Annotated in this window: 22 protein-coding genes, 1 other RNA gene and 1 pseudogene; 13 read left to right on the forward strand and 11 right to left on the reverse strand. The window is 42.9% G+C overall.

The features are described 5' to 3' along the window. Positions 1–193 precede the first annotated feature (193 nt). Positions 194–961: a carbohydrate deacetylase gene (locus tag OO778_RS11670; protein WP_016788380.1), complete on the forward strand. Its 768-nt coding sequence runs from the start codon at positions 194–196 to the stop codon at positions 959–961. 108 nt (positions 962–1069) lie between these two features. Further along, the gene (locus OO778_RS11675) at positions 1070–2917 is read left to right on the forward strand and encodes a hybrid-cluster NAD(P)-dependent oxidoreductase (RefSeq protein WP_264909875.1); all 1848 of its coding nucleotides are present in this window, start codon (positions 1070–1072) and stop codon (positions 2915–2917) included. Between the two features lie 123 nt (positions 2918–3040). Here the strand turns inward: OO778_RS11675 and OO778_RS11680 are convergent, their stop codons facing one another. After that, positions 3041–3964, reverse strand: coding sequence for a LysR family transcriptional regulator (locus tag OO778_RS11680; RefSeq protein WP_264909877.1), 924 nt, complete (start codon positions 3962–3964; stop codon positions 3041–3043). Positions 3965–4020: 56 nt separating this feature from the next. On the opposite strand from OO778_RS11680, the gene OO778_RS11685 reads away from it, so the two are divergent. The 8 genes and pseudogenes from OO778_RS11685 (at position 4021) to OO778_RS11720 (ending at position 11357) form a co-directional block, all read left to right on the forward strand. Next, positions 4021–4836, forward strand: coding sequence for a 3-oxoacyl-ACP reductase family protein (locus OO778_RS11685; RefSeq protein ID WP_230856637.1), 816 nt, complete (start codon positions 4021–4023; stop codon positions 4834–4836). Between the two features lie 357 nt (positions 4837–5193). After that, positions 5194–5964, forward strand: coding sequence for a TerC family protein (locus OO778_RS11690; protein WP_264909879.1), 771 nt, complete (start codon positions 5194–5196; stop codon positions 5962–5964). Positions 5965–6128: 164 nt separating this feature from the next. Beyond that, positions 6129–8243, forward strand: coding sequence for a protein-disulfide reductase DsbD domain-containing protein (locus OO778_RS11695; RefSeq protein WP_264909881.1), 2115 nt, complete (start codon positions 6129–6131; stop codon positions 8241–8243). Then, on the forward strand, positions 8240–8746 hold the full coding sequence (locus OO778_RS11700; RefSeq protein WP_264909882.1) for a protein disulfide oxidoreductase: 507 nt from the start codon (positions 8240–8242) through the stop codon (positions 8744–8746). Before OO778_RS11695 ends, OO778_RS11700 begins: the two co-directional genes overlap by 4 nt. Positions 8747–8762: 16 nt before the next feature. Beyond that, the gene (locus tag OO778_RS11705) at positions 8763–9467 is read left to right on the forward strand and encodes a DsbA family protein (RefSeq protein WP_264909884.1); all 705 of its coding nucleotides are present in this window, start codon (positions 8763–8765) and stop codon (positions 9465–9467) included. Between the two features lie 166 nt (positions 9468–9633). Then, positions 9634–9924, forward strand: a pseudogene (locus tag OO778_RS11710) (tetratricopeptide repeat protein); the annotation flags it as partial. Positions 9925–9942: 18 nt separating this feature from the next. Then, the gene (locus tag OO778_RS11715; protein WP_102545760.1) at positions 9943–10869 is read left to right on the forward strand and encodes a PhzF family phenazine biosynthesis protein; all 927 of its coding nucleotides are present in this window, start codon (positions 9943–9945) and stop codon (positions 10867–10869) included. A 329-nt stretch (positions 10870–11198) separates the two neighbouring features. Beyond that, positions 11199–11357, forward strand: a complete 159-nt coding sequence (locus OO778_RS11720; RefSeq protein ID WP_264909887.1) for a hypothetical protein — start codon at positions 11199–11201, stop codon at positions 11355–11357. Between the two features lie 76 nt (positions 11358–11433). On the opposite strand, the gene OO778_RS11725 is transcribed toward OO778_RS11720, so the two are convergent. Together OO778_RS11725 and OO778_RS11730 are read right to left on the reverse strand one after the other, a co-directional pair. Continuing rightward, positions 11434–12816, reverse strand: coding sequence for a DEAD/DEAH box helicase family protein (locus OO778_RS11725; protein WP_264909888.1), 1383 nt, complete (start codon positions 12814–12816; stop codon positions 11434–11436). 2 nt (positions 12817–12818) lie between these two features. Then, positions 12819–13355: a hypothetical protein gene (locus OO778_RS11730; protein WP_264909890.1), complete on the reverse strand. Its 537-nt coding sequence runs from the start codon at positions 13353–13355 to the stop codon at positions 12819–12821. 100 nt (positions 13356–13455) lie between these two features. On the opposite strand from OO778_RS11730, the gene OO778_RS11735 reads away from it, so the two are divergent. After that, positions 13456–13764: a helix-turn-helix transcriptional regulator gene (locus OO778_RS11735; RefSeq protein ID WP_264909892.1), complete on the forward strand. Its 309-nt coding sequence runs from the start codon at positions 13456–13458 to the stop codon at positions 13762–13764. 3 nt (positions 13765–13767) lie between these two features. On the opposite strand, the gene OO778_RS11740 is transcribed toward OO778_RS11735, so the two are convergent. The 6 genes from OO778_RS11740 to OO778_RS11765 all read right to left on the reverse strand — a co-directional run bounded on the left by OO778_RS11740 (position 13768) and on the right by OO778_RS11765 (position 20575). Next, positions 13768–14865 (reverse strand): TniB family NTP-binding protein, encoded by a 1098-nt coding sequence (locus tag OO778_RS11740; RefSeq protein ID WP_264909894.1) that lies wholly within the window; start codon positions 14863–14865, stop codon positions 13768–13770. Beyond that, entirely contained in the window at positions 14831–16696 is a 1866-nt protein-coding gene (locus OO778_RS11745) for a Mu transposase C-terminal domain-containing protein (protein WP_264909896.1), read from the reverse strand. Before OO778_RS11745 ends, OO778_RS11740 begins: the two co-directional genes overlap by 35 nt. A 2-nt stretch (positions 16697–16698) precedes the next feature. Beyond that, positions 16699–17322 (reverse strand): Tn7 transposase TnsA N-terminal domain-containing protein, encoded by a 624-nt coding sequence (locus tag OO778_RS11750; protein ID WP_264909898.1) that lies wholly within the window; start codon positions 17320–17322, stop codon positions 16699–16701. Between the two features lie 119 nt (positions 17323–17441). After that, an RNA gene (gene ffs, locus OO778_RS11755) (signal recognition particle sRNA small type) lies at positions 17442–17538 on the reverse strand. Between the two features lie 137 nt (positions 17539–17675). Next, positions 17676–19679, reverse strand: a complete 2004-nt coding sequence (locus tag OO778_RS11760) for a GGDEF domain-containing protein (protein WP_074191052.1) — start codon at positions 19677–19679, stop codon at positions 17676–17678. Positions 19680–19831: 152 nt separating this feature from the next. Continuing rightward, a complete protein-coding gene (locus OO778_RS11765) occupies positions 19832–20575 on the reverse strand; it encodes a hypothetical protein (protein WP_046874702.1) in 744 nt (247 codons plus the stop codon). 257 nt (positions 20576–20832) lie between these two features. Between OO778_RS11765 and OO778_RS11770 the strand changes: the two genes are divergently transcribed. Beyond that, positions 20833–21135, forward strand: a complete 303-nt coding sequence (locus OO778_RS11770) for a DNA base-flipping protein (protein WP_005390592.1) — start codon at positions 20833–20835, stop codon at positions 21133–21135. Positions 21136–21165: 30 nt separating this feature from the next. On the opposite strand, the gene OO778_RS11775 is transcribed toward OO778_RS11770, so the two are convergent. Next, the gene (locus tag OO778_RS11775; RefSeq protein ID WP_012842007.1) at positions 21166–21600 is read right to left on the reverse strand and encodes a YbaY family lipoprotein; all 435 of its coding nucleotides are present in this window, start codon (positions 21598–21600) and stop codon (positions 21166–21168) included. Between the two features lie 240 nt (positions 21601–21840). On the opposite strand from OO778_RS11775, the gene tesB reads away from it, so the two are divergent. Beyond that, a complete protein-coding gene (gene tesB, locus OO778_RS11780; RefSeq protein WP_005390581.1) occupies positions 21841–22701 on the forward strand; it encodes an acyl-CoA thioesterase II in 861 nt (286 codons plus the stop codon). Between the two features lie 64 nt (positions 22702–22765). Here the strand turns inward: tesB and OO778_RS11785 are convergent, their stop codons facing one another. Further along, positions 22766–25807 (reverse strand): D-Tyr-tRNAtyr deacylase, encoded by a 3042-nt coding sequence (locus tag OO778_RS11785; protein ID WP_074191050.1) that lies wholly within the window; start codon positions 25805–25807, stop codon positions 22766–22768. Positions 25808–25993 lie beyond the last annotated feature (186 nt).

A 25993-nucleotide genomic window follows, 5' to 3' on the forward strand; every position in this document is an offset into this window, starting at 1 on the left:
ATTTAGAGGTATTGTTCGTTTGTCCGAAGCTGTGAGTCATTATAGATTAATTTGTGTAATGTCACATTGCAAGGACGTTAATGGTGACTCAATCAAGAAGCGCAACGTTGTCGATGATGGAAGGCTCAACACGGGCATCGGAACGGATACCGCTATTACAAGATTCGATAAAATACAACTTGGATAATATACGATGAAACTTATATTAAATGCTGATGATTTTGGGCTGACGGAGTCGGTGAACTTGGGGATTGCGGATTGTTTTCGTGCCGGAACCGTAAAATCGACCACCATCATGATGAACCAACCTGGCGTCGCTCATGCGTCACAGCTCTATCAACGTGGCCTTATTTCTGAAGTTGGACTGCATTTTACAGTGACATCTGGTCAACCCATTTCAGATCCTACATTGGTTCCAACACTGGTCGACGAGAATGGACATTTTTTTGATAGAAAAACCCTATTTAATAAATCAGATGTCTCCTCTAACGAAGTGGCGAGAGAGCTAAAAGCGCAATATCAAGCCGCTATAGACGCAGGCTTTAACATCAATCATATCGATAGCCACCATTTTGCAGGCGCCTATCGCCCTCTTAAAATAGGTTTTACACAAGCAGCCAATGAAATAGGCCTCCCCGTCAGGCGTATTGATAGCTTTATACGAGGTCAAAACTTGTTATCGGTCCCGACCCCAGATGCGTTTGATATGGGATTTCATGCCGAAGGCGCTAATATTGAGTACCTCAAAGCCATGTTGCTGGCTTATCAAGACAGCATGCCTAACAGCACGATTGAATTGATGTGCCACCCTGCCAGAACGCTTAACGAAGAGCTAGAGGACATCTCTAGCTATGCTCATGCTCGCGTTGAAGAGTGGAAGATTTTAACCAGCGATGAGTTTTCTCTCTGGCTAAGAAAAAATGACATTGAATGCGTCGGCTTTGATGCGCTTCATGCTTAATTCAGCGAAGCAACCTATCTCCTCACAAGATAAACCATCAGCCTTGCTCGGTCGTTAGAATCATCGCTTGCGGTTAAATCAATCAACACAATAATAAAGGGTGACATTGTGGTAAATCCTACCGTACTTTCCCAAATCACTATCTATCCAGTCAAATCCATTGGCGGGCTTTCACTCTCTTCTTCGTGGGCTGAAAAGCAAGGCCTTGCTTTTGATCGTCGCTTTATGCTGGCGCTGACTGGCGATGCGGTCTCCGCCTTAGCTAAATACCCAACGATGGTGACGGCGCGTCAGTATCCAAATATGGTTCAAGTGAGTTCCAGTCTACTGCCTACTGGTATCATTTTTTCTTACCCTGGAATGGAGCCGCTAAAATTACACTATTCTACGTTTAAAATGCAGGCGATAGATGCCAGTGTTTGGAGAGACCGTTTTTCCGCCTATACAACAACCGATGAAGCGAACGATTGGTTTAGCCAAGTTATAGGAAAGCGAGTTGAGTTACTGTTTACTGGCGAGCAATCTAACCGCATGAGAGAAAACCTTGGTCATAATGTGAGCTTTGCCGACGGTTTTCCTATCTTGCTTATTAGCTCTGGCTCACTAGCGGAGCTGAATAGACGCAGCAGCGAAGCCCACACCATGGAACAGTTTCGTACTAACCTCGTGGTGCAATCGGACGAACCTTTTATCGAAGACTCATGGAAGCGTATCAAGATAGGCAACGTCGAATTTGAAATTGTAGAGCCGTGTGAGCGGTGCATTTTGACGACACTTGATCTGGAAAATAGGGAGTTTAGGGCCAGTAAAGAGCCATTGACAACCTTTTCGCGTTTTAGAGCCAACGAGCAAGGCAAAATATTTTTCGGGCAAAACCTTGTAGCGAAAAACGAAGGTGTTATCTCCATCAATGATGCTATCGAAGTGCTTGAGTATAAGTCCAAGGAGTTTTATGAAGATCTCGACGCAAAAAAACAAGAGTTGATTTGCGTTGAAAGAGAACCTGTAGCAAGAAACTTCGAGACATTTTGGTTTGAGCCTAAAAATGGCTTGGTGCCTGAGTATAAAGCGGGACAACACCTCCCTATTGAGATCACGGTCAATGGCAAACTGACCAAACGAATGTATACGCTGTCATCTAGCCCATCTCGGCCAGAGCGTTTGTCGATTTCAGTGAAGCGGGTCAATGCTGGTGAAGTCTCCAACTGGTTATTCAACCACTTACAAGTTGGCAATACTATTATTGCGGATCAACCCAAAGGCACATTCCATATTACTAAAGGCTCGAATGACCCGCTGTTGCTGCTTTCTGCCGGTAGCGGTGTGACACCCATGATATCCATACTTCGGTATTTGACTGACCAACGAGACACTCGTGATATTGCGTTTTATCATCAATGTTTGACGGAAGTGGATATTCCATTCATGGAAGAGCTCGTTATGCTAGAAAAGCAACACGCCAATGTGACTGTGACTATAGCCCTTAGCGAGCCATCAACTGGTTGGGTAGGCGAAAAAGGGCATTTTAGTCGTACTCATTTAAATCAAATTTCAGAGTTTCACAAACGTCAAGTTTTTGTATGTGGTCCTAGTGGTTTCATGGAAAGTACAAAGCGCTTAATGATAGACAGCGGGCTGCCTGAAGAACAGTACCATCAAGAGACGTTTGGCGTTGCAAGAGTGGCGGACGGGAATGAGAAAAGGGTTCAAATTAACCTTGATGGTGTCGTGTTTGAGGGAAGCAACCAGCGCACCGTTCTGGAGCAAGCTGAAGCAGCAGGGCTTTCTATTTCGAATAACTGCAGAGCTGGTTTCTGCGGCGCCTGCAAAGTCACGGTGAAATCAGGAGAGGTTTACCAGCCCGATGCGCCTGGAATTGAAGACAGTGACAAGGCGAAAGGAATGGCCCTAGCTTGCTGCGCGATACCTAAGACAAATGTAAATATTGTTAGCTAGTATGTAGGTTTTATTATGATTGAGGCCACCATCAAACTTTTATAGTGGCCTCAATATCGTTGGACTATCTAAAACACAATAACACCCAAATGACCTCCAATGTCATGCTTCGATTAGTCAACATTACAAAGAAGCCTCAAAAATATCTGGATGACGGCTCGATAATGCAATGATTTCATCTATGATGACTCTTATTTTAGGCAGAATGTAAGGTGTTTTTAGCCAAACAATACTGATGGGCGCTCCTTCGCCATTGAGTTTCTCTAATACAGGACATAATTGTCCATCATCAAGGTATTGCTTCACTAACCATACTGGTAGTTGAGCTAAACCGGCACCAGATAAAGCCGATTGTAAAATGCCTTCACAGTCGGCTATCTCATGACGTGCTGAAATATCGACTGATTCGGTTGCCCCCTTCGCATTTTTCAGTAGCCAGCTATGCCTTTGTCCTATAGGCCAGCCGACGATGCAATCATGTTGGGCTAGATCTTCTTTTTTGGTAATCGGCCCTCGAGTTGCTAAATAAGAGGGAGAGGCACATATCACCCTTTTTTGCTCCCCAATTTTACGTGCAACAATATCGCCCGAGTTTTCTAAGTGCCCAACGCGGATCGCAAGATCAATCCCGTCACTGACTAAATCCGTAGGACGGTCATTAAAGGTAATAGATAGATCTAATTGCTCGAACTTGGACGTTAATTCTAGCAACTTGGGTAGGATTGCTCTTCTACCGAGAACTGCGGGTAAATCAATACGCACACGCCCTGATGGCAATAATTGTTGATTGCTTAAGCGCTTCTCTGCTTCCTCTAAAATAGTCATCGCTTTAAGGCAGTCGGCTAAATAGGAATCCCCATCATTGGTCAACGCGATGCGTCGAGTTGTTCGATGAAGGAGTTTGGTGCCTAGCTGCTTTTCTAGTCGAGCAACGCTTTTACTTAAAGCTGAACCGGTCATCCCAAGCGCTTGGGCCGCAAGGGTAAAACTCCCCAACTGCGCAACGGTGACAAAGTGACGAACTTCCACATACTGGCTTTTTAACATCAATTGATTCCCTGTAGGACTTTATGTTTGTCATTATATGGACTTAATAAGCAGATGTGAATCGATTATTCTGCGTACATCAACGAGATGATTACATCGACTTTTCAATTAAGGTAAACATGATGAATAACTTCCATAGATTCAAAGGTAAGGTCGCTTTTATCCAAGGTGGCAGTCGCGGTATTGGTGCCGCCATTGTTGAGAGATTGGCATTGGAGGGAGCGTCTGTTGCTTTTACATTTGTGTCATCCCACGGAAAAGCCAAAGCGCTTGCGGAGAGTTTAACTTTACAAGGTGGCAAAGTCATCGCAATAAAGGCGGATAGCACTAAACCTGAAGATATCAGAAATGCAATCAGCGAAACCATAGAACAACTTGGTCAAATTGATATTGTCGTAAACAATTCAGGTACGCTGATCTGGGACAGTATTGAAAATTTGACGATGGATGATTGGGACAAGACCATCAATACCAACGTACGAAGTGTGTTTGTGGCGATTCATGAAGCCGCGAAGCACATGAATAATAATGGCAGAATAATCAATATCAGTAGTACGAACGCTCAGCGCATTCCTTTTGCTGGCGGTTCTATCTATGGAATGAGCAAGTCTGCACTAACCGGATTGGCCAAAGGTCTCTCTCGCGATTTAGGCCCTAGAGGCATTACCGTCAACAACATTTTACCAGGTCCGGTAGATACCGACTTAAACCCAGACAATGGCGATACTTCAGAGCCTGTAAAAGCTATTGGTGCACTTGGTCGTTATGGTCAAGTAGAGGAGATTGCGAGCTTAGTAGCATTCGTCGCTAGCTCAGAAGCGGGTTACATCACTGGTGCTGACTTGATGATCGACGGTGGCTTTTCCTCTTAATCGAAATACACGGTCGAGTCACTCACGATTGATCAACCCAACCTCAAGCAATCATCACTTCATGATGAGCAAAGAGAGATACGATGATTGGCCTACATCCAAGGTCAATCATTCAGCACCTATCAGTTTTGAACAGTTTTGCGCGCTTGCTAATGACATCCAGTTATTACCACATACACATCCGATGTTAAATATCGAGCTCCCCAATAAAACAGATAGCGTATTAAAAAATTAGCGTTATTAAAACGAATGCTTAGTCTTATTCCATTTCTAAACAGAGAGGTAAATTACTTCTATGGACGACCCCTTTAGGTGCCGTTTTATCCCATTGTCTTCTTGTATTAAGGAGATAAGCACATGCTAGAGCTCTTTCTACAACCCGAAATCTGGGTAGTATTTGCCACGTTATTGATCCTTGAAATTGTTTTGGGTGTCGATAATGTCGTCTTCATTTCAGTTCTATGTGAACGACTCCCAGTACAGCAACGCAAAGTTGCACGTAATTTAGGTATTGCTCTGGCGGTGTTAACGCGAATAGGTCTTGTGTTTTCTATTTCGTGGGTGATGTCTCTGACTAATCCCTTGCTGAGCTTCACCCACATCACGTTTACTGGACGAGATATTATTATGATATTGGGTGGTGGCTTTTTGTTGGCTAAAAGTGCGAAAGAACTTTGGTCGTGGTTAAGGCATACACCATCGTCATACTCGACTCAAGCTAGGACTGGATTCGCCGTCGTACTTCTCCAGATTGTGGCGGTAGATGCCGTTTTTTCTATGGATTCAGTCATAACCGCCGTTGGTTTAACATCTGAAGTGCCAGTTATGATAGCTGCTATTTTGACATCTGCGATTTTTATGATTTTAACGGCGGAAAAAATCAACGACTTAGTTACTCGTTACCCTGGATTTAAAACATTGGCTTTACTGTTTTTGGTTTTATTGGGGGGACTACTAATGGCGGAAGGTTTAGCCATTCATATCAATAAAGGCTATGTGTACTTTGCTATGGTTTTCGGACTAACGCTTGAGTTATGTCATATACAAATAAAAAACAAACAGAAGCGAACCTTAGTCATCCAGCGAATTAAGGCATTCCAGTCTAAAACCGGTCAGGAGGTACTCTAACTTGTTAAGGGTTCTATACAAGGAATGACCGTAAAAAATCATAAGCGATCATTGACTCCATTGAGAAATCATTTTGTTTCTACCTTCTCTAAAGGTTGTTGATAGCTCAAAGAAACACATCTTCAGTATTTAGTTTGATCTATTTTATTTTCATAGGGTAATAAATGAAAAATTCCAAACCAGCTTGTCGTCTAGCTTTCGTAGGGTTGTTTATAGCAATAGTGGCTACCTTGTTTGCCAGTGTGGTCAAGGCAGAACCACTGACTACAGGTTGGTTGAAAAACCCCAACCACCCACCAGTCGAGACACGATTTGTCATCAGCGGGCAGGTTGATGCCGAGAGCAAGACGGTTGCTGGTTTTCTAGAAGTGCGCTTAGCGGGGGACTGGAAAACCTATTGGAGAAGCCCAGGTGAAGGCGGGATCGCGCCAAGTATGACTTGGGATGGTTCTAAAAACCTTAGTGACATTGTATGGCATTGGCCTCATCCAAAGAGATTTGAGCTTTTAGGTATTGAGACACTGGGCTATAAAGGCAACGTTATCTTTCCTATGACCCTACATGTAAATGATTTAGATTCCCCGGTGGTATTAGATGCAAATCTGACACTCTCATCATGCACGACCGTCTGTGTTTTGACCGACTATCCTTTCGAAATATCATTTATTCCCTCAGAGCTGAAGCTTTCTGAATCGGCTATGCATACTTACGCCCAAGGGATGAGCTTAGTACCCAAACCATCCCCTCTTATTAAAAATGTGAACGCTATCTGGGATGAACAAAATAGTAAGTTACAAGTCACTGTCGAGAATAGCATGGGTTGGACGGAGCCCGACATGTTAATAGATGGGACCACAGAAGAAGTCCGAGACTCGGCATTCACACAACCCGTTTTCGAGGTTGAAGGGAACAAACTGGTTGCGACATTTGACGTCACCAACTGGATGGGGACACCTCAGCTAGATGAGCAAACGATAACCGTCACTTTAGATGACAATAACTTCATTGCTGAGCACGCCACTACAGTCAAATCTCAAATGATTATTCAAGATCGGGGCAATTTTAATATCGCTCAGATGATTCTATTCGCTTTGTTTGGTGGCTTCATTCTTAATATCATGCCATGTGTCCTACCCGTTTTAGGAATGAAATTGAGTAGTATTGTCTCGACTCAAGGTTTAGAGAAAAGGCAGATACGTTTTCAGTTTTTGTCTTCTTCCTTAGGTATCCTGGTTTCATTTTGGTTGATTGCACTATTTCTAACCGTCCTAAAGCTATCAGGTAGCGCTATTGGATGGGGGATCCAATTCCAGAACGCTTGGTTTATTGGATTAATGGTATTCATCACAGGCGTATTTGGGGCAAATATGCTGGGGTTATTTGAAATACGCTTGTCCTCTAACGCAAACACGTGGCTAGCAACAAAAGGGGATAACTCATATAAAGGACACTTTACTCAAGGTATGTTTGCGACTTTGCTTGCCACGCCGTGTTCCGCTCCGTTTTTAGGCACCGCTGTGGCGTTTGCTCTCGCGACAAGTATTCCAGTTATGTTTTTGATATTCACGGCATTGGCTTTGGGTATGGCATCACCATGGATAGCTGTGGCTCTATTCCCATCGGTTGCACTAAGACTGCCAAAGCCGGGCCAATGGATGAATAACATCAAGTTGTTATTTGGCTTTATGATGCTGATAACCAGTGTTTGGTTGTTAAGTCTGTTATCTAACCATGTACCAATGTTATGGGTGTATGTAATTTCAATAGTAGCTTTGGCTCTATTAGTCATGCGTACATTGCGTGTGTATGGAAAAAAGGTTGCCACATGGACAGGAGGTGCTCTGATTATATTAATTTCAGCAAGTCTGGTTGTAGGCAGCATAACTTCTAATAAATCGGCCACATTACTCCCTCCTGAGCCAAACTGGGAGCCACTTTCAACAACAGCAATTGAAAATCATATTGCTGACGGAAAAGTTGTTTTTGTCAATGTTACTGCCGATTGGTGTATTACTTGTAAAGCGAATAAGATTGGTGTGTTACTACAAGACCCAGTCTATGGAATGCTGCATCATTCAGAGGTTGTTGCAATGGAGGGCGACTGGACAGTACCTAGCCAAAGTGTAACGAGCTACCTGCAAGAAAATGGACGATTTGGTGTCCCATTCAATATCGTTTATGGTCCTAAAGCCCCTAATGGAATACCTCTTCCCATTATTCTTACAGATGAATCTGTGATAAGTGCGATTGAGACAGCGAACGGAAATAATAAAGAGTGAAATATAAAAAATTATGGCGTTGGCTTAAAGAGATTAGTCTTTTCGTTTTTATTGCTGTTGTCTTTTCGATCGGGGTGGATTTGTGGAGGCAACAGAGTATTCCTGTTGCCAATGCTCCCAACATTGTTGGCCAGTCGATTGATGGTAAAAGTGTCGATATATTTGAAATAAGTAAAGAAAAGCCTGTCATCGTTTACTTTTGGGCTACTTGGTGTCCAGTCTGTAAGTTTGTCAGCCCGACCATCAACTTGATAGATAAAATGGATTCTTATGAAGTTATTGGTGTGTCAATTAACTCTGGACTTGATGACCGAATAGCGAAGTTTTTAGAAGCTCACCATTATGACTTTTCGAATTTGAATGATTCACGAGGATTGAATGCGAGAGCTTGGGGGATTTTAGTTACTCCGACGATCGCAGTTGTTAAAGGTGGGCAAATTCAATTCGTTACCACTGGTTTCACGACTCCTATTGGTCTCTTGGCTAGGATTTGGTTTGTATAATAACTGAGAAAATGAGATGAAGATTGGTTATAAAATATTGATTGCAAGTGTATTTGTTTCACCGTTTGCGTTAGCAATGACACATGATGATAAAATTGAAGACATTACTAAGATACTTCAAGAAAACCCTTTGATTATAGATAACCTTCATGAAAGCTTAAACTTGTATGTGAATCAACAAAAAGCTTTCGAGGCTACAATCGCTGAAAATTACGACTATATGTACAATAACTCTAATCACACAAGCTTTGGTTCTAGTAATGCGAAAACTACGATCATTAATTTTACAGATTACAGTTGTCCTTGGTGCAAGAAATTAGATGGTGTGTTAGATCAACTTGTAGATAAATATCCCAATGATATTAAAGTTGTGAATATTTACGTACCTATTAAAGAGATGTCAAGCCATTCCAATTCAGCGAGTTTTGCCTTAAATGTGTGGGAAAACCATCCAGAAGAGTTTGCTGAAACTCATGCGTTGCTTATTAAAAAACCAGGAATACATGATCAGCGTTCTATTGAACGAATTGCTAAAATATTGGGTCTTGAGAACCATATCAAATCAGATCCTTTGACCGATGAGATGCTTGCAAGAAACTACCAGATATTTAACCAGTTAGGTATGCGAGGAACGCCCGGGATGTTGTTAAATGGTCAAATTATTCCCGGATATGTACCACTTGATAAGCTGGAAGCATTGGTGAAAGACTCCGCTGAGTAATTCGGATAGAAAGCTAAACCACCTCAAATTGAGTTATGTAGTGGCGTAGTTAATTTGGCCAATCTTCTTAGCAGCAAAGATATCATACCTCCATATTGGATGATCTTATGATAATCAAGGACTTGAGTTAGAAGCAGTTCAGCATTATAACTCCGCACTAACTGGTGACCTCGGTGAGAAAGACCATTTTGAGGCTCTATTTAGCCTGGCTAGCACGCTGAGAAGCCTCGGGAAATATCATGAAGCAGCCGTTTGGTTTGAAAAAGCATGCACTCTTTTCCCCAATACAAAGGAGGCGATGCCATTTTATGCAATGTGTTTGTATAACCTTGGAGAGGATAAAAACGCGGTCGAGAGGTTATTAAACCTCCTGATTGACACAACAAGCTCAGAGGAGATTTTAACGTACAAACGAGCTATCAGGCTTTACGCGCAAGACTTAGATCGAACTTGGTAATTTTAAGGAAATGAAGCTGTGACTATTGATACGACACTCGCCATTGAACATGACATAAACGTCTATCTTGTTAATTCATTTACCAAAGGCGGATTAGGCGGAAATCCTGCTGGAGTTGTTTTAGGCCCACCTTCCCTTAGTACAGAACAAAAAACATACATCGCGCGACAGGTTGGCTTTTCTGAAACGGCCTTTGTATACACCAATAAAGAAACAGATTTCAAGGTGGAATTTTTTACTGCTGAAGGGGAAGTGGACTTTTGTGGTCATGCCACTTTGGCTGCATTTTTCGTATTGGCTTCGCAGGGGTTCATTGAGCAAGGTTGTTACACACAACAAACAAAAGCAGGTATTCTTCATGTAGCCGTCGATGATAGCTCTATTGTAATGGATCAAACCAAACCTCTGTTTCGTCGCGCCCCTCATGTTAAAGACATCGCTTATGCTATTGGCATATCTAGTGACGTGATTACGAGTACGGGATTGCCTATTGAAATCATATCGACAGGTTTACCCGATATCATTGTCCCTGTGCAGACTGGACATTTAGATATCCTAAAGCCTAACTTTGCTGCGATATCGAAGCTAAGCCAAGAGTTCAATACTATCGGTTTCCACGTATTTGAACTTAGCAACGATAAGGCAACGATTGCCCATTGCCGAAATTTCGCACCTTTATATGGTATCAATGAAGAATCAGCGACAGGCAGTGCGAGTGGGGCTTTAGGTTGTTATCTTATTAAGCATGGCATCACTGATAGCTTAACGTTCGCTTTAGAGCAAGGACGCTCAATGGGGGCCTTATCTTTGATTCAAGTTACCATTGATTCTAAACAAGGTATCATTCGCCGGGTTAGAGTCGGAGGTCAAGCGTCCTTGGAAGGAATGAAGGAAGTGCCGATAAGTTTATCTCACATTGAAAACCTACGACTTTGCAAGGTTTAGAATCGTTATTTTTCGGTATGTCCTATGCCATAAAAAGCGTAAGAGTTACGTAACTCTTAATGGTTTTTGATGGCGCAGTTCATTCCCTAAATCAGGACGGTGAACATCCTTGATATGAGGATTCATTAGTTTAAGTATCAAATTTTAATCTGAAACTGCCAAGTTAGAGTGGGAGTTTTAACTCGGAAATGTCCAGCAACGAGCTAGCTCATGTGATGGCTAGCTTGTGTTAAAACTTTATTGTTCTCTGACATTCGTACTGTTATTTGTTCTCTAGGGAACAAATAACTGGAGCAAGAGTAACTCGAATCGCTTCGCCTCAAACAAACGTGCAAGAGAACACTTTATTACAACTGAAGGTCACAAAAGTTGATGCTAAAGCCATGCTTACTGATGAAGGCATTGTCGTATTGAAAGGTTCTCAAGCGCTAACGCCAACTGGCGATCATCTCGTCGCGGTTGAAGACATTCTCTTTACAAGTGCCTAGCAAGCCGCCGCCGTCTTACTTGGCTATCCGGCCCCGATTACTGGAGAGACTTGAAAGAGATTGAAGCCGAATCCGTTTAAGTGAACGCGGCGATGACACGTTGTTTAAACTGTCCCAATCGCAATTCGTCATATAAGGGGGCGTTGTTTGTATTATTTGACTCAATAACAGCAGAAATATTTTCCCAACTCAGTGTGCTCGGTTGGGAATGACTGGATTGGATTCGATCACTTACCGTGCTCGATAATGAAATGGGTTCATCGGCAACATTCTGCGCTCCCTTTTCTTGTTTAAGGAACATACAGGTGTCTGGAATATCCTGTTCAATTCTTTCAGCAAACCCTATCAAACTTTCTTCAGCAAAAGTATACAACCATGCTTCTTGGTTCAGTGAGTCGTTAACTCTCAATATTCTTCCAAGGACCTGCCTGAAATAGAGTTCTGTTTTCACTGAGCTCATATGACAGCAAACCTGCAACCGAGGAATATCCGTACCTTCACTTATCATCCCAACACTGACTATCCACTGAACATTCGAGTATCGAAAAGATTCAATTTCATTTAGTGGGTTTACGTGGTGATAAGTGACAATGCTGGCTGATTGATTAAACTGCTCGACCAAGCGTTTTTGAATATCTTTCGCGTGCTTGATAGAAGCAGCGACCACTAACCCGCCTGCGTTTGGCGAAAATTCCCTGATCTGCGCTAGCTTTTTACAGGCACTGTCCAAGATGTAATGCATCGCTTCTTCATTGTGAATGACGCTTTGATAAGAAATATCAGATTGTTTAAGGCAATCCAAAATGGACGCAAAATGTTGCCTATTGCCTCCAGACGTAATACTCAAATGCTCGTTATCGATTAAGGCAATTTTCGGTTGGCGACAAACTCCGTCAAAAACCGCTTGCTTTAATCCATACTGGTAATCGCAGATAAGTATCCCTTCAGGGTCAGAATATTCTGCCATCACAATCGGCAGTCTGTCTGAACGCCAAGGAGTGCCTGACAATGCCAGCGTGTATCGTGCAAGTCCTTGTATCTTTGAGACTATCTCTACACCCCAAGAGTTTGATCGACCATCTTCTTCAAACGAACAGTGATGAATTTCATCAAATACGACTAAGACTCGATGTTTGCTGATAGTGTTCCAAAAGTTATCGTCAAAAAAACGGATAGATTGGTAAGTATAAGATCCTCCCAAAGAACCTAACCCTCCGTTAAATGAGCACTCTAATTTCCATGCAAACGTTTTTTGCATCCCTTCAGCTACGGACAAAGATGGCGAAAAACAGAGCACTAAGTCAATCATATCTTCTTCAAATAAGCGCCTTGCCACCTCGGCAGCCATAACGGTTTTACCTGCACCAGGAGTCGCTTGGCAGAAGAAATGCGGTCGTCTATTGGATGCAAATTTATTGATAGCCAGCTCTGCACAGTCGGCTTGCCATACTCTCAGCATTGTTACACCTTACCTTGTGCGACTTTCATCCAATTGGTTAGTGCATTGATTTTGCCCAATAGCTTTGCTGATCGCTCTCGCGCTGCGCTAAATAGAGGTTGCATCTTTTGCCTGCTGTGGGGGAAGCGCGTCAACAGCGACTGATATTCCTCTATCTCACCTAGAGTAATCGCGAGCTCTCCTTCATATTGTTTTTTCTCTTGCTCCAATGCAGTCAAAGATGTCTCTGAAATCTGAACGGCCGTTGAGTCAGCTTTAACCTTACTGTTTCTAGCCATTCTGGGCTCGACTTTGAGTGCTTTGAACTCACTAGTTTGATGGTAACGTTTCGATCTTTGAGTCCCAACAACAGAAAGCCAACCTTTCTCCTCGAATGATAGAAGTTGCTTATAAATGTACTTTCGAGCGTCATCCTTACTCGGGAAGTTTACATCACTGTTTAGTAAAGTATCCCTAGCTTCTATGACTGAAAAGCCATCCATTCCTTTTTCAATCAATAGGTTAAACATGTTAGGGTTAATTCTGATCACTTTATTCATATCACTAGTACAAACAACAAAACTTAGGATTGCTAAGTATACAAAAATCAGTAAAACTTAGACAATCTAAGTTATCTAAAGGTTGAAAAGAAATGTGTAAGTGCAAAAAGACAACCCAATCCCAGAGAGGCTCAAAGCTGCGCGTAAAAAAGCCAAAATCACCCAAAAAGATTTAGGGGTGAAAATAGGTATGGAACCCAGCTCGGCGAGTGGGCGGATGAACCACTATGAGAAAGGTAGACATGTGCCCGATCTTGGCACGCTCGAACGAATGGCTGAAGAGTTAAACGTACCACTAAACTACTTTTTCTGTAGAAATGAGTTAAGTGCTGAACTGGCTTGCGTGATTGACAGAATGAGTGACGAAGAGAAAGCAGCACTGTTGGATAACCTAAGCCGTGAAACGTAGTCTCTAAGCTTTAAGCCCATTTTTGCTCAATAGCATGCTCAACGGAATGGCGTCCGTAAAACGAGGGGCTACTATTTTATCTTCAGTGGTAATTGCATTTAAGTGGTAAGCAGAACCAGAGTCAATTTGATGAAGACTAAGCTGCTCTAAAGGACGATCAAACGGGTTATCTAGGTAGGGGAACTTAAATGCAAAAGTGCGTGACAATATTGCTCTGTCTATCGTATCCGCATCGTCTTTGAAGCTCGTAAGCAACGCGTCTTTCAAGAAGTGTTTTAACGCTCGGCATTCTCCTCGGCACATTGCAAACAAAGGATATAGCAGTTCATTCTTTGTAAGTACTGGTGGCTCATCAAAGCCCATCCTTGAACTCAGACCCGCGACAAATCTGGCAAAATGTTTTTTTTGTTCTAAGTCAAACCCATAAGATGCCGTTCGACTCGAATGACTATTCGCTTTCAACAATTTGAAATAATCTATCTTTCTCCTCCAGCTTAGCCGCGAGTTCCATTGTGGTTCTGTCGCTATCACATCAGCATAAGGCATACCCACTAGCACAAACGAGACTCTTGCTTCTTCACTTATATATTTGAATGTGTTGGCAATAACTTGTCTCTGTTCTGCGGTTGAAAACTCAACAAGCTCTTGAATTTCATTAACAATAATCAGCTCAACAGATTTACGTTTAAGTTGCTTTACAACCGCTTCGCCAAGCGCAATTTCATTACGGCGCCGAATACCTCTTCCTCCGGATTTACAATCTAAATCAACCAAAAATTGGGTCAGCGTATTCTGTTCATTGATACGACTTGGCACTCTAGTGCTTAACACTGGCTGCTTTTCCCAAGTTGACCCCGATTGAAAGCGTGATAAGTAGTTGTTGATCAAAGCCGTCTTTCCACTTCCAGCCTCACCAGTTAACAAGAAAGACTCTGGTTCACCACCTAAAGAGTGATTGAAACGAAGTTGATCGAAGATAGAGTAGATTTCAGTTATCGCGGGATACTCGATAAAGCAGGTTTCAAAGGACTTTAGCCGCTCAAGCTGCTCTGGCGTTAAATTCAAATTAATACCCCTCAATATCTTCAAAATCATCGTCATCTAAGTACTCTGAGGCATCGGAAACAACCTCAGATTTGTGCCTAACAGGAATCACGTTGATTGAGCTTGGCCCCTCAGATCCAACATCATTAAACTTTGCTAGTTTCGAAGTGTTACCTGTTTTAGGAAGGTTGGGGTTGCTACTTTTAACACGGCGGAATCTATCAGTTTCTTCCTGGATACGTTTTTTCATATATAGAAATGTATCCGCAAGAGCCTCATCATCAGCAAGCTGCTTAGTGTTCAGTCTGCGTACTTTTTGTATGCGCTGGTGTTCAAAAAGTGAAAGGCCGTTTGTATATCCGCTGTTGTCTGCCGCTGGAACTTTTATGTATTTCTTTTCTGATTCTAGGTAAACATGGATGTAGCTGATATCAGAAGGATCTGTCTTGGTTTTAACAAATAGCTTTTTGCCATCATTAGGTGTGCAATATTTTCGGTATTCAATAAGCTCGGCGGACTGATAGCGTAAGTTATGTAGCCTTATCCCGGCCACTCCAATCGTTCTGTGTCTAAGCAATCCTAACTCTACTCTGAGTTGCTCTTTCTCAGCACCATCATAGTAAGACGGCGTCCATTTCGATTGGTGCCACTTGTGGTATGGGATCTCGCGCTCTCTAGAATCTGGTGCCATGTGGTAATAGTCGACAATCCATTTATGGAGTAACTCAAGAAATACCGATACCCTGACCACCGCATCCTTCTTCGGATTGTAATCTTGTAGTTGAGTAGGATTGGTGAATGTTTTTCCAGGCAGAGCGTTAACTAACCCTTTATTCATTTGATCGAACAACTTTTCGATCCCTGACTTTCGCCAAGGCTTCGCTGCTTGACTGTATTGAATATCGGACACCAAAGGCCGTAACGAATCTTCCAAGCTTTGACTCCAAAACTCGGTACCGTTATCGACGACCAAGCAATCAATCTTACCGTGACAAGGCCACTCATTTTCAATCGATGGATACTTTGCTTTAAGCCAGCTTTTATCCAAAAGTGAATTCAACAGAGCCTTTCTAACAGAGTCAAAGCTTGGCTCTCTAAAGTTGATACTGCAACCAACAATACACTTGCTGAAACGGTCATAAAGCATCGTCAAATACGGGCGGCCCAAAGGAATATCTAGCTCATCGTCAATCAAAATCACTGGAACTGGGGTATGGTCTATTTCAACAAACTCCATAGGTTTAGTTGCAGCTACCTGCTGACCAACCGAGCGATACTCCCGATCTGCATATCGTTTACCAAATCTCGCAATCGCCACTTCATAAGGGGATAACTCATTTATTCGATTGTAAAAAGAACGTTCAGCAATTGGCTTGATTTTTCCTTCAACGATACCTCGATTTATTTGAATCACTCGACTCTTATAATATCGGTATGCTTCTGCAACACTAAGTCGTTCACGTGTCAGGTATACGTTCTTAATTGCCTCGTCAATCAAGAATTGCGAATCCATTTCTTTCTGGCGATTACCCTTAAACGTATGCTTCGGAATAAGTGCCCATGGTTCTCTACCTGCTTCAGAGTAGGATTTTTTCCAAGTTGCTACAGTCCGCCAACTAGGGGGAGTCAGTTGTAATTCTGATTCAACGAGACTTAAGATGGGGTTCAAGTTTTTCTCAGTCCACCCACCTTTCAAGCGCTTCTCCACAAAAGTAATCACTTTTATGCGGCGAAGAACCTCTTCCTGAACTTTTGCTGGCAAACTATCTATGGTCGATGATATTTCAACGGGTTCTAGAATTAGCTCTTTTAGGAGCAATTGCGATTCTTCTTCTGACGCTTCAAACTCATCAAAGAACCCAAATATGTTATTAGAGTCAGGTGGCATAGTTAGCACCAAACGCAAGTTTCTAGACCAAAGCCAATAGTGTTGAGATCCGTTTTAACGTGCCCCGAAGAGATCCAAGGTAGAGTAGAGATAAGCGTGTCTTGCTCTGATAGACTAAAATACAAAGACACCTCTTGTAGCTTCACCATTTGCTTACGTTGAATAAAAGCCAAAACTCGCTTTTGAAACTCGGTCACTGTACGCAATCCAGAGTAGCGGTGTAACAACTTAAAGTTATCTAGCGTTGGTCCCATCCTAATTTGCTTCTCAGTAACGAGAACTAACCGTCTGTTGAATTCATTCAACGCTACTCTCTGCTTCTCTTCAAAGCGCTCCCTAAAATCAGGTTTAAGAATCTGGCTAGAGTGTTTGACCTCGAAGAATGTTGATTGCTCATTATGACCTATTGCTAAAAAGTCAGGAGTATATCGGCACTTGCGGTTATTGAACTGATAGTGGAAGCCAAAAGGTTGAGAGGTAAAACTTTTGATGTTTGGGTTGTATTCGAGGTGAAAACAGAAATCGAACTCCAGAATGGAGAGAGTGCGAACAACAGCATCGTTCTTCAAGCTCATGAACTTACAAATGTTGTGTACGTGAGATGATTTCTTAGTTTGGTCAAACATAGCCAAGTCACTTTTGTTGTAAACCTACAGCAAAAAAATAGACTATGAAAACTTATGGTGCAAATATGAAGAAAGCCTGCAATTTATGCGAACATATATTGCAGGCTTCATAAAGGGTGGGACCCCAGCCACATCCCGGCACACAAGTCACCCGCTGCGGCTGCTTCCTTCCGGACCTGACCGAGTTCACGAGCTATTGTTGCGAGAGGACCAGAGCCCCATAATTCTTTTCGAGAGGACTTGCCTCAATCGATGGGGCGATTATTCAGTATCAGCCCTCATAATGCAAGAGCAAAAACCTTGAATTTCGTCATTTCATTACCGTTTGGACAAAACTCGATCAATTCATTCCTCTACGATTGAGCCACGTAACGATGAGAAGAAGAATAGCGGCGTGTTGACTGCTTACTTGAATACATATCTTCATCAGCTAAATGCATGGCTTGCTCTAAGCTCATGTGCTGTTCTCTTTTTTCAGAGACACCGATAGAGATACCCACAGACTCTAACTCACTACACAGTTTGCCTTTTACATCAATTCTGCTGAGCTCTTTCATTGCCCTATTTAATTCTGCTTGAGTCGGGTAGCCCAACAAGATGAACTCATCTCCCCCTATCCGGTAACTTTTCCCTGACCATACATAATGAATTTTTAGCGCCAATAATTGCAACACCTCATCACCAGCACGGTGACCGTACGTATCATTGATTCGTTTGAAGTGGTTAATATCTAAGTAAAGTATGGATAGCTCTTTGTTTACGCCTTTTCGATGTTTTACTTGCAACGCGCGGCGATTTCTTAACCCCGTTAAATTGTCGGTATTCGATTGACGATAAAGATAAAGCGAAACGCAAATCGCAAACAACAATACAAAGACAAACACAGCCTGCGTTTGCGTTGCCAGCCGAACCTCATATTCAAGCGCGGTACGCCAATCTGGGCGCAGGTCGTACTGGGCAATGATCTTATCAACTTCCAACATCGCTATCGCTCGACTGAAAAAAGGAGCAAGCATGGCACCTTTCTCGTTCGCCACCAATCCAACAGAAAGTTGTGACTGGTAAAACTCGCCAATCGCCGTGTCCTGCTCTATCGGAACCAACTCGCTCAGACGTAAAAAGTGGTTGAGCATCGCGGTATCCATCGGAATATAATCGACCTCTTCATTCAATAAACCCTGAATGAGTTCTTGTTGGGTACGATAACGTTTCAGCTCTTTTAGCGGTAAAAGTTGCGTCATCATTTGATCGAAAAAGTCGTCCTCAACCACACCAATCCGCTCAGAGATCAACTGTGACACATGAGAGTAAGTGTTCGGCTTGTAACCTAAACGCTTGACCATAACGGATGCTGGTGAGTAATGGGGCTTGGGAAAGTAACTAAATTCATGCCGCTCGCGACTGACCGTTAAGGGCGCTAAAATTTCAAAATTCCCCTGCATAAACTCATGATACATGGAACCCCAACTTTCATTTGGCTCACTAATGATCACGCAGTTTAATGCCAAGATCTCACAGCTTCTCAGGACGACATCTGCCGTCATCCCTTCGATACTGCCGTCTTCGTTGTAAACAACATATGGAAAGATAGATTCGAGCTTGATCCGTATAGGCTCACTAAAATCGAGAGGTAATAAGCGAATAGATTCTCGCAATGCCGCTCGCCTTAGTTCAAATTGATACTGGGAGATCTCTTCACGAAGTTGCTTTTGCACTCCTTCCCCATGAATAAACGTAGTGAACGTATCCAACTCTTCGAGATGATGATCTTTTTTACTGATGATCGATACTGGCTTTATCGAAATCTGATCATTCAACATTTTAGCGTCAAAGCCCTCCAACAGCATCGGCTTAAGCTGATTGATGGCATCAACTATGCCTTCAACAACGCCTGATCTCAGTAACGTTACCGCTTGCTCATGACCTTGATAAGAGACCTGTTTTAGCTCCGGGTAGTATTGTTTAAGTAATTCGGCATAAACCGTACCTTTAGGGACGCCAACTCGTGAAATGTCACTCAACGTCGAGTCCTTTAATCCAAAAAGGTAGGTATATTCGATATTAGTTGGACGGGAGTAACTAAAGCGTTGAGCGCGCTCTTCTGTGTAAGTGATATTAGCAGCAAAGTCCGCTTCTCCATTCGCGACGGAATTTAGAATGGCATCAAAGCTGGAATAGTTCACATATTGAACGGTAAAGCCGAACTCTTTCGATGCAGCATTAAAAAGAACACGGGTGACGACATCATCCGCTTCTGTCGCAACTTTATAATGAGCAATTAAAGGTGATTCAGCTTTTACATTCAAACTCAGTAGGCAACAAGTAAAAAGCAACAGTGTTCGAGCAAAGGTAGTCATGACAAACTTATCTTAAATCAACCACTTATAATGTGGTTATTATTATTGGAAGTTTAGTAAATATGAAATGAAGAACATATACTAATCTTCATTTTGTTCCACAACCAATTCGATAGTCTGCCGCACGTGTCACTTTTTACCTGACGAAATACTCATAATTCTGCCTGTTCATCGCTGCTACGTAAGATATAGTCCGTCATCCAAGCCGTTCCTAACAAACAGATCCAAACAACAAAAACAGGGTTTGGTACATCTGTAGTCGGACTCACCACTAAGGCAGCAAAGCCAACGGTCGGTAACGTCCAGCACAATAGTTTACTCCAACGAATGGAGTGTTTAAGCTTCGCGAGGGTTTCCATTGAAGCCAGCATTCCTGTCACGCTCAGTGCCACAAGAACGGCATATGGCAAGCCAGCAATCCATAATGGGAACAACAACAGCATCGGCCACCAGCTATGCTTATTGGATGGGGTCCAATGTACAGCAGACCACCACATCGCCATGACCGCGACAGTTTGAACCACTGTAACCCAAGCGGATCCATCCAGCTTCCCACCTTGTTGCGTGACCATAATACCGACTTGTAGAGTAAGTACGATTAGGCCTGCGGTGAGCAGGACGCCCAACGAACTTCTACGAGAGAACACTACCATTAAAAGTGGGAAAAGGATCAAAATACCAATCGATAGCGCGATTGGCTGCATTGAGAGCGTAGCGCCAAAAGCCATCATTGCGCCCAGCAACACCAAGCCTGCAAACCCGCCTTGTGGCAAGATCCACAACGCCGGGATCATGAGTGCAAGAACGGGAATATCTCCCTCGCTCAAACTCATCGCTCGAACGCACACCACTGCGAGTAAAGTCGTAATGAAAAATTGAAGTGTCGATAAAATCATAGCGCCTCCTGGCTTCCCCACCTACTTGGTAACTCAACGGCAAAAACTGGGATTAAAAGTCGTTGAGAGGGTCTAGATTCAAGCTTAGCTTGTGTTTGTTTTATGCTTTTTAACGCTCATTAACATACGGCACGACTGAAGAGAAAATGTGATCAACAAAAGTCAATCGCGGGCAATATAAACGTTAAGAACCGTTAGCAATATACAAGTCCGATGGTTTACCATTCCTTAGTAATCCACAATAGACACTTTTGAGTATGGACCAATTTTTAGCGCAAATCTTTGCTGTAATTCACCAAATTCCAAAAGGAAAAGTCTCCACCTACGGGGAAATCGCAAAAATGGCAGGTTACCCGGGCTACGCAAGACATGTTGGTAAGGCGCTTGGTAATTTGCCAGAGGACAGTAAACTCCCGTGGTTTAGAGTGATAAATAGTCAAGGAAAAATATCCTTAAAAGGCAGTAATTTAGAACGACAAACAAAGAAATTAGAAGCCGAAGGAATTGAAGTATCTGAGATTGGAAAAATTTCGCTAAGAAAATACAAATGGCAGCCTTAGGCTGCCATTTTTTGTTCGCTGAGTTTGATATTAACGCGTACCAACTAGACGAATATCCAACTGGTGAGTTTGTGCTTCATCTGTGATTACACCGTTATGTGTATCGCTGATAAAACGCAATTTACCGTCCACTTCAATACGCGCACGGACGCTGTAACGATGGTTTGGTTTGATTTCATTGTTATCGTAGTTCAGCTCAAAAGAAAGAGGAACTTGTTTGCCTTCCGTTTCGAATGTCTGCTTTGCTAGTACTTTTGCTGGCGCGTCAGCCAAAGACACATCTTCTAACGCGACGGTAACCACTGCGTTTGGCGGCAGAGCAATACGCTCACGGTAAGCCACTGTACCTGTAATCGTCTTCATTGACGCCTCTGCAGATTCCATTTCTGTATTTTGAGAAGTTTGGCAACCCACTAACGCAGCCCCAAAGAGTAAAGAAGTAACAAGCAGTAGTGTTTTTTTCATATCTTCCTCGAAAAGAGTATTAAACCGGAGCAATTATAGGTGTGGAATATAAAACTGTCTGCTTCCTGTCGGTTTATTTGACAATAGTTTGACTGAGTTAGAATTTATCAAACAATTGATTTTGTTTCATAATCGGAACAATACTATTTCTAAGTTACTCAATAGTTCTTAACTATTGCACTTCACAAGAGTGAGACTGTTGAGGTAAGTTGGAGTGAAAGACAACGGTGAGGAGACACAATGAGTAAACCATTACGAGAATTGCTCAGCCTACTACAACTCGAAAAATTAGAAGAAGGCTTGTTTCGTGGCCAAAGTGAAAACCTAGGTTTGCCTCAAGTGTATGGCGGCCAAGTGATTGGGCAAGCGCTTTCTGCTGCGCGCTACACCGTTGAAGAAACACGCGCGGTGCACTCCTTCCATAGCTATTTTTTGTACCCTGGCGATCCAGAAAAGCCCATCATTTATGATGTAGAAAACCTAAGGGATGGCCGTAGCTTCAGCACCAGACGCGTTAAGGCGATTCAAAATGGACGCCCTATTTTCTACCTAACGGCGTCTTACCATGGCGATCAACCTGGGTTTGATCATCAAAAGGAGATGCCAGACATTCCTGGCCCAGAAAACTTCGCCTCTGAGAGTGAGCTTGCTAGCCATATAGCCGAATTCCTGCCAGAGCGACTACGCAAAACATTTTGTGGTGAAAAGCCAATTGAAACCCGTCCTGTTACGGTCATCAACCCCCTAAAACCCAAAAAAGCAGAGCCTAAACAGTATCTTTGGATTCGTGCCAATGGTGAAATGCCAGAGAACCTGCTTATACATCAGTACCTGTTGGCCTACGCATCAGATTGGGGATTCCTCGTGACAGCAATGCACCCACATGAAGTGTCATTAATGACGCCAAACTTCCAAGTTGCCACCATTGACCATTCAATCTGGTTCCACCGTCCGTTCAAAATGGATGAATGGCTGTTGTACGCAATAGAAAGCCCAACAGCGAGTAATACTCGTGGGTTAGTGCGTGGCGAAATCTATAACCAGCAAGGTCATTTAGTGGCAACCGCAGTGCAAGAAGGTGTAATGCGCTATACCAAGTAACCGCTAAACCTTAAACGACAAAAGGAGTGCTCAGCACTCCTTTTTTGTGGGTATCAAACGATAATTAATTTGGTTGATACTTCATAGTAATGACCGACCATTCGTAAAGTGATTTCGGGTAACCGTATTCGCTTTTCCCGTAAACGACATTCGGGTCAGCATAGAATCCACCTTTATCCGTTGCTAAAAATTCACGCACCCCACGACGGTAAGTAATGATTGGTGCAGCCAACTCATATTCTATGTCTTCCAAATTAGAATCATCAATCACTAAGAACCGAGTCATACGGATAGTGCTACCGCTGGTGCAATACCCTGGATCATCATAACCAATTGCATTAAAAGGCTTAAGGTCATCAGCAAATAGCTCTGATGTACATCCATCGAATCGAGCAACATGCACCCATGCTGCCTTTTCTTGTCTTCGGTCATCGCTACCAACTGGCTTAAACATAAATAGCACAACCTTACCTTTACCGTGTTTTTGCAGCTCGTCATCCGTGGGTTCACGTACCGAACGCGAACCCAAGATACCAAATTCACTCTCTTCTAAATTGGCAAACTGTGGGGCACTAAGCGTGCTCACAATAACGGTTTGTTCGCTATTAAGTTGTGTGTATTTATCTGCAACACCCGATTCTGCCAAATCGACACTAACCGTGACTTTTGTTCTTGGTAACGCTTTGTAATCTCGCGATTCACTCTCAGAGATATCTAGAGCAATAGAATGGTATTGAGAGTAATTGGTTAGCGTCAACTCTGCATTCGCATTGTCTAACGTGGCAAGATCTTTGCTCACAGTATCGCCAAATGAGTAAGTTCGAGTACCGACCGTTCTACCGAAATCTAAGTCAATTGCCTTGAAAGGCGTAAACTCAACGGTTTGAAGTTTCGTGGTAAGACCGGGATGATCCGCTTTATTAATGGTGCCGTTAACTAATACGGTTTTAGTTGTATAGTTACGTGCAGTTAGCGTCACTTCTAATTGGTACTCGCCTGCGTGCAAAATCTTCAAACGCCCCGTTTCAGAAGAGACTAACTCAACCACAGGATCTTTTTGGTTAATAAGACGATAGCTGGCTTTCGCCTCTCCTCCACTCATCACTGGTGAGATAATAGTACCCGCTGAAAAGTCTACCGTTGGATAAGCAATCGATACAGGGTTTGTGCCCTGTTTGATCGTGACAGAGAAACTGCTTTCACCCGGAGTAAATTTATCGTCCCCTGCATCCGATACAACAACTCTTGTGCTGCCAGCATTGAGGATGCGCATCTCGCCCGTTTTGCTGTCTAGGGAAACCACATCCGTTGCTGCATTTTCTGCAAATCGATACGAAACTTCGCCAACCGTACCAGAGATGGTCGGTTTTTGAACATAAGGCTGGCTGGTTTTCCAAGTCTCTTCCACATCGGATTGCACATCAATCCGACTCGGCGCACTCAGAATATTAACGTACACTTTCTGATCTGGACCCGCAGTATAATTCGCGCTCTCCTGTCTGCGAACTGTTAACGTCGCTTTACCCGCTTTGTAAACATAGGCACGTCCATCTGCAGTAACCTCTATAACATCTGTAGCAGTGTTATCAACGAGTTCTACATGATCGTTACTTGTACTTAAACCAAAGTCACGACGAAGATCAAAGCTATAGTCTTTGCTATACACCATTTCATAATCTTGTGTCACCATGGCTTGTCCCGCAGCTTTCGCTACTTTGATGACTACATTAAACTGAATTGGTTGATATAAATCCCCACCATCATCTTCAAACTTAAGACGATATTCACCAGCCGTCTCTACTTCTAACTTGCCATCGGTCATTCTTAAACCGTCCGGTAAACTACCGACTAGGCTTACGTTGCCTTTTTGTCCTGAAAATGCCAAAGGAATTGAGAGGCTAGGCTGATAAATAAGCGACATTTCAATGTCGTTCATCACTGGATGAGGCGCGCGATTAACTTCAACATTGAAGCGAGCTTTACTTGCAGGATAATTACGCATTTCATGCTCGTAGATTTCAACTTCAGCCGTACCTACACCTTTGATCAGCAGTGCTTCACTGCTCATAGACTTAGCGATAACATCTGTGCCGCTAATAATTCGCAGTGAATAGTCGCCGCGAGCATTCGTCACCTTAGGGAAAATTCGGCCACCTTCCTCATAAGTTTTCACAACATCCGCTACGCTGATTGTTTCGCGTTGACCTTGTTTTACATCCACAACAAATTGCGCCGTTTGCTGCTTATCTAAAAAGGCATCGCTGTAAGTTGCTGTCGCTTCAACGGTTAACTGCCCAACATTATGAACAAGGAGCACACCTGACTCAGGGTTGAGTAACTCGGCAACTTTGTTGTCTGGTTCGCTGCGAATGATTTTGTATGTGATGCTTTGCGTTTGAGCTTTATCTAAACGTGCAGGTTCTAACGTCAGCCCTTCTCTATATTCGTCTTCCAGCAAGGCGAATTGAAGTTGCCCGGATGCTACTCCATGAAGCTTCACCGTCGCGCGAACTTGCTTCGGCAGATAAAGCTCGTTACCTGAGTCAGTAATCAGTACCGACGCCTGACCAATTGAGCCTAATGAATATACCGAACCGTTCTGATCAACCCGAATCAAGTTATGACCACTTTCTACTTCATAACTCAATTCACCTTTTTGGCCACGAACAGTCAGCGCTTTCCCTTCAGATTCGATTGCATTGAAGTTTAGATCACTAACCGAAAGGTCTGTGTTAATACCTCGTTCCACAGTGATAGAAAATCGTGCTTCAGAGGATTCATAAGCAGAACTGCTATCCGTAGCCAGAATTGTTGCCGTTCCTGGACGCAAAATTTGTAGCATTCCAGAGTCATTAATTTTCACAACATTTAGCGGATTAGAGTCAATGACTTGATAAGACACCGAGCCATGTACATTGCTCAATTTTGCCTCTGTAACGGTTCCCACGCCCTCAAACTTCAATACCGTGTCTTCAGCTTTTAACTGTGGACGACTCTGCTTTGTTATCGTAGTTGGTGTCTTTGTATTGTTCGTTTTAGAGTCACCTCCACCACCACAACCAGCGAGTAAAGCCGCAAGAAAAAGCAAATAATATTTTCTGTTCATTTTTAGAAACACTTTGTCACAAATAAGTGCTAGTGATAATAATACGATGTTTTATTAATCACTATATCCATTTTTGAGTACTTTATTACTTAAGTATTTGCTACTGTATTACGCATAAAAATAAATGTTCAGAAGTGGTGACTAAAATACACAAAACAACACAAAGCAAACGTTTAAATTAAACCA

This window comes from Vibrio sp. STUT-A16, assembly GCF_026000495.1.
GTDB lineage: Bacteria > Pseudomonadota > Gammaproteobacteria > Enterobacterales > Vibrionaceae > Vibrio > Vibrio diabolicus.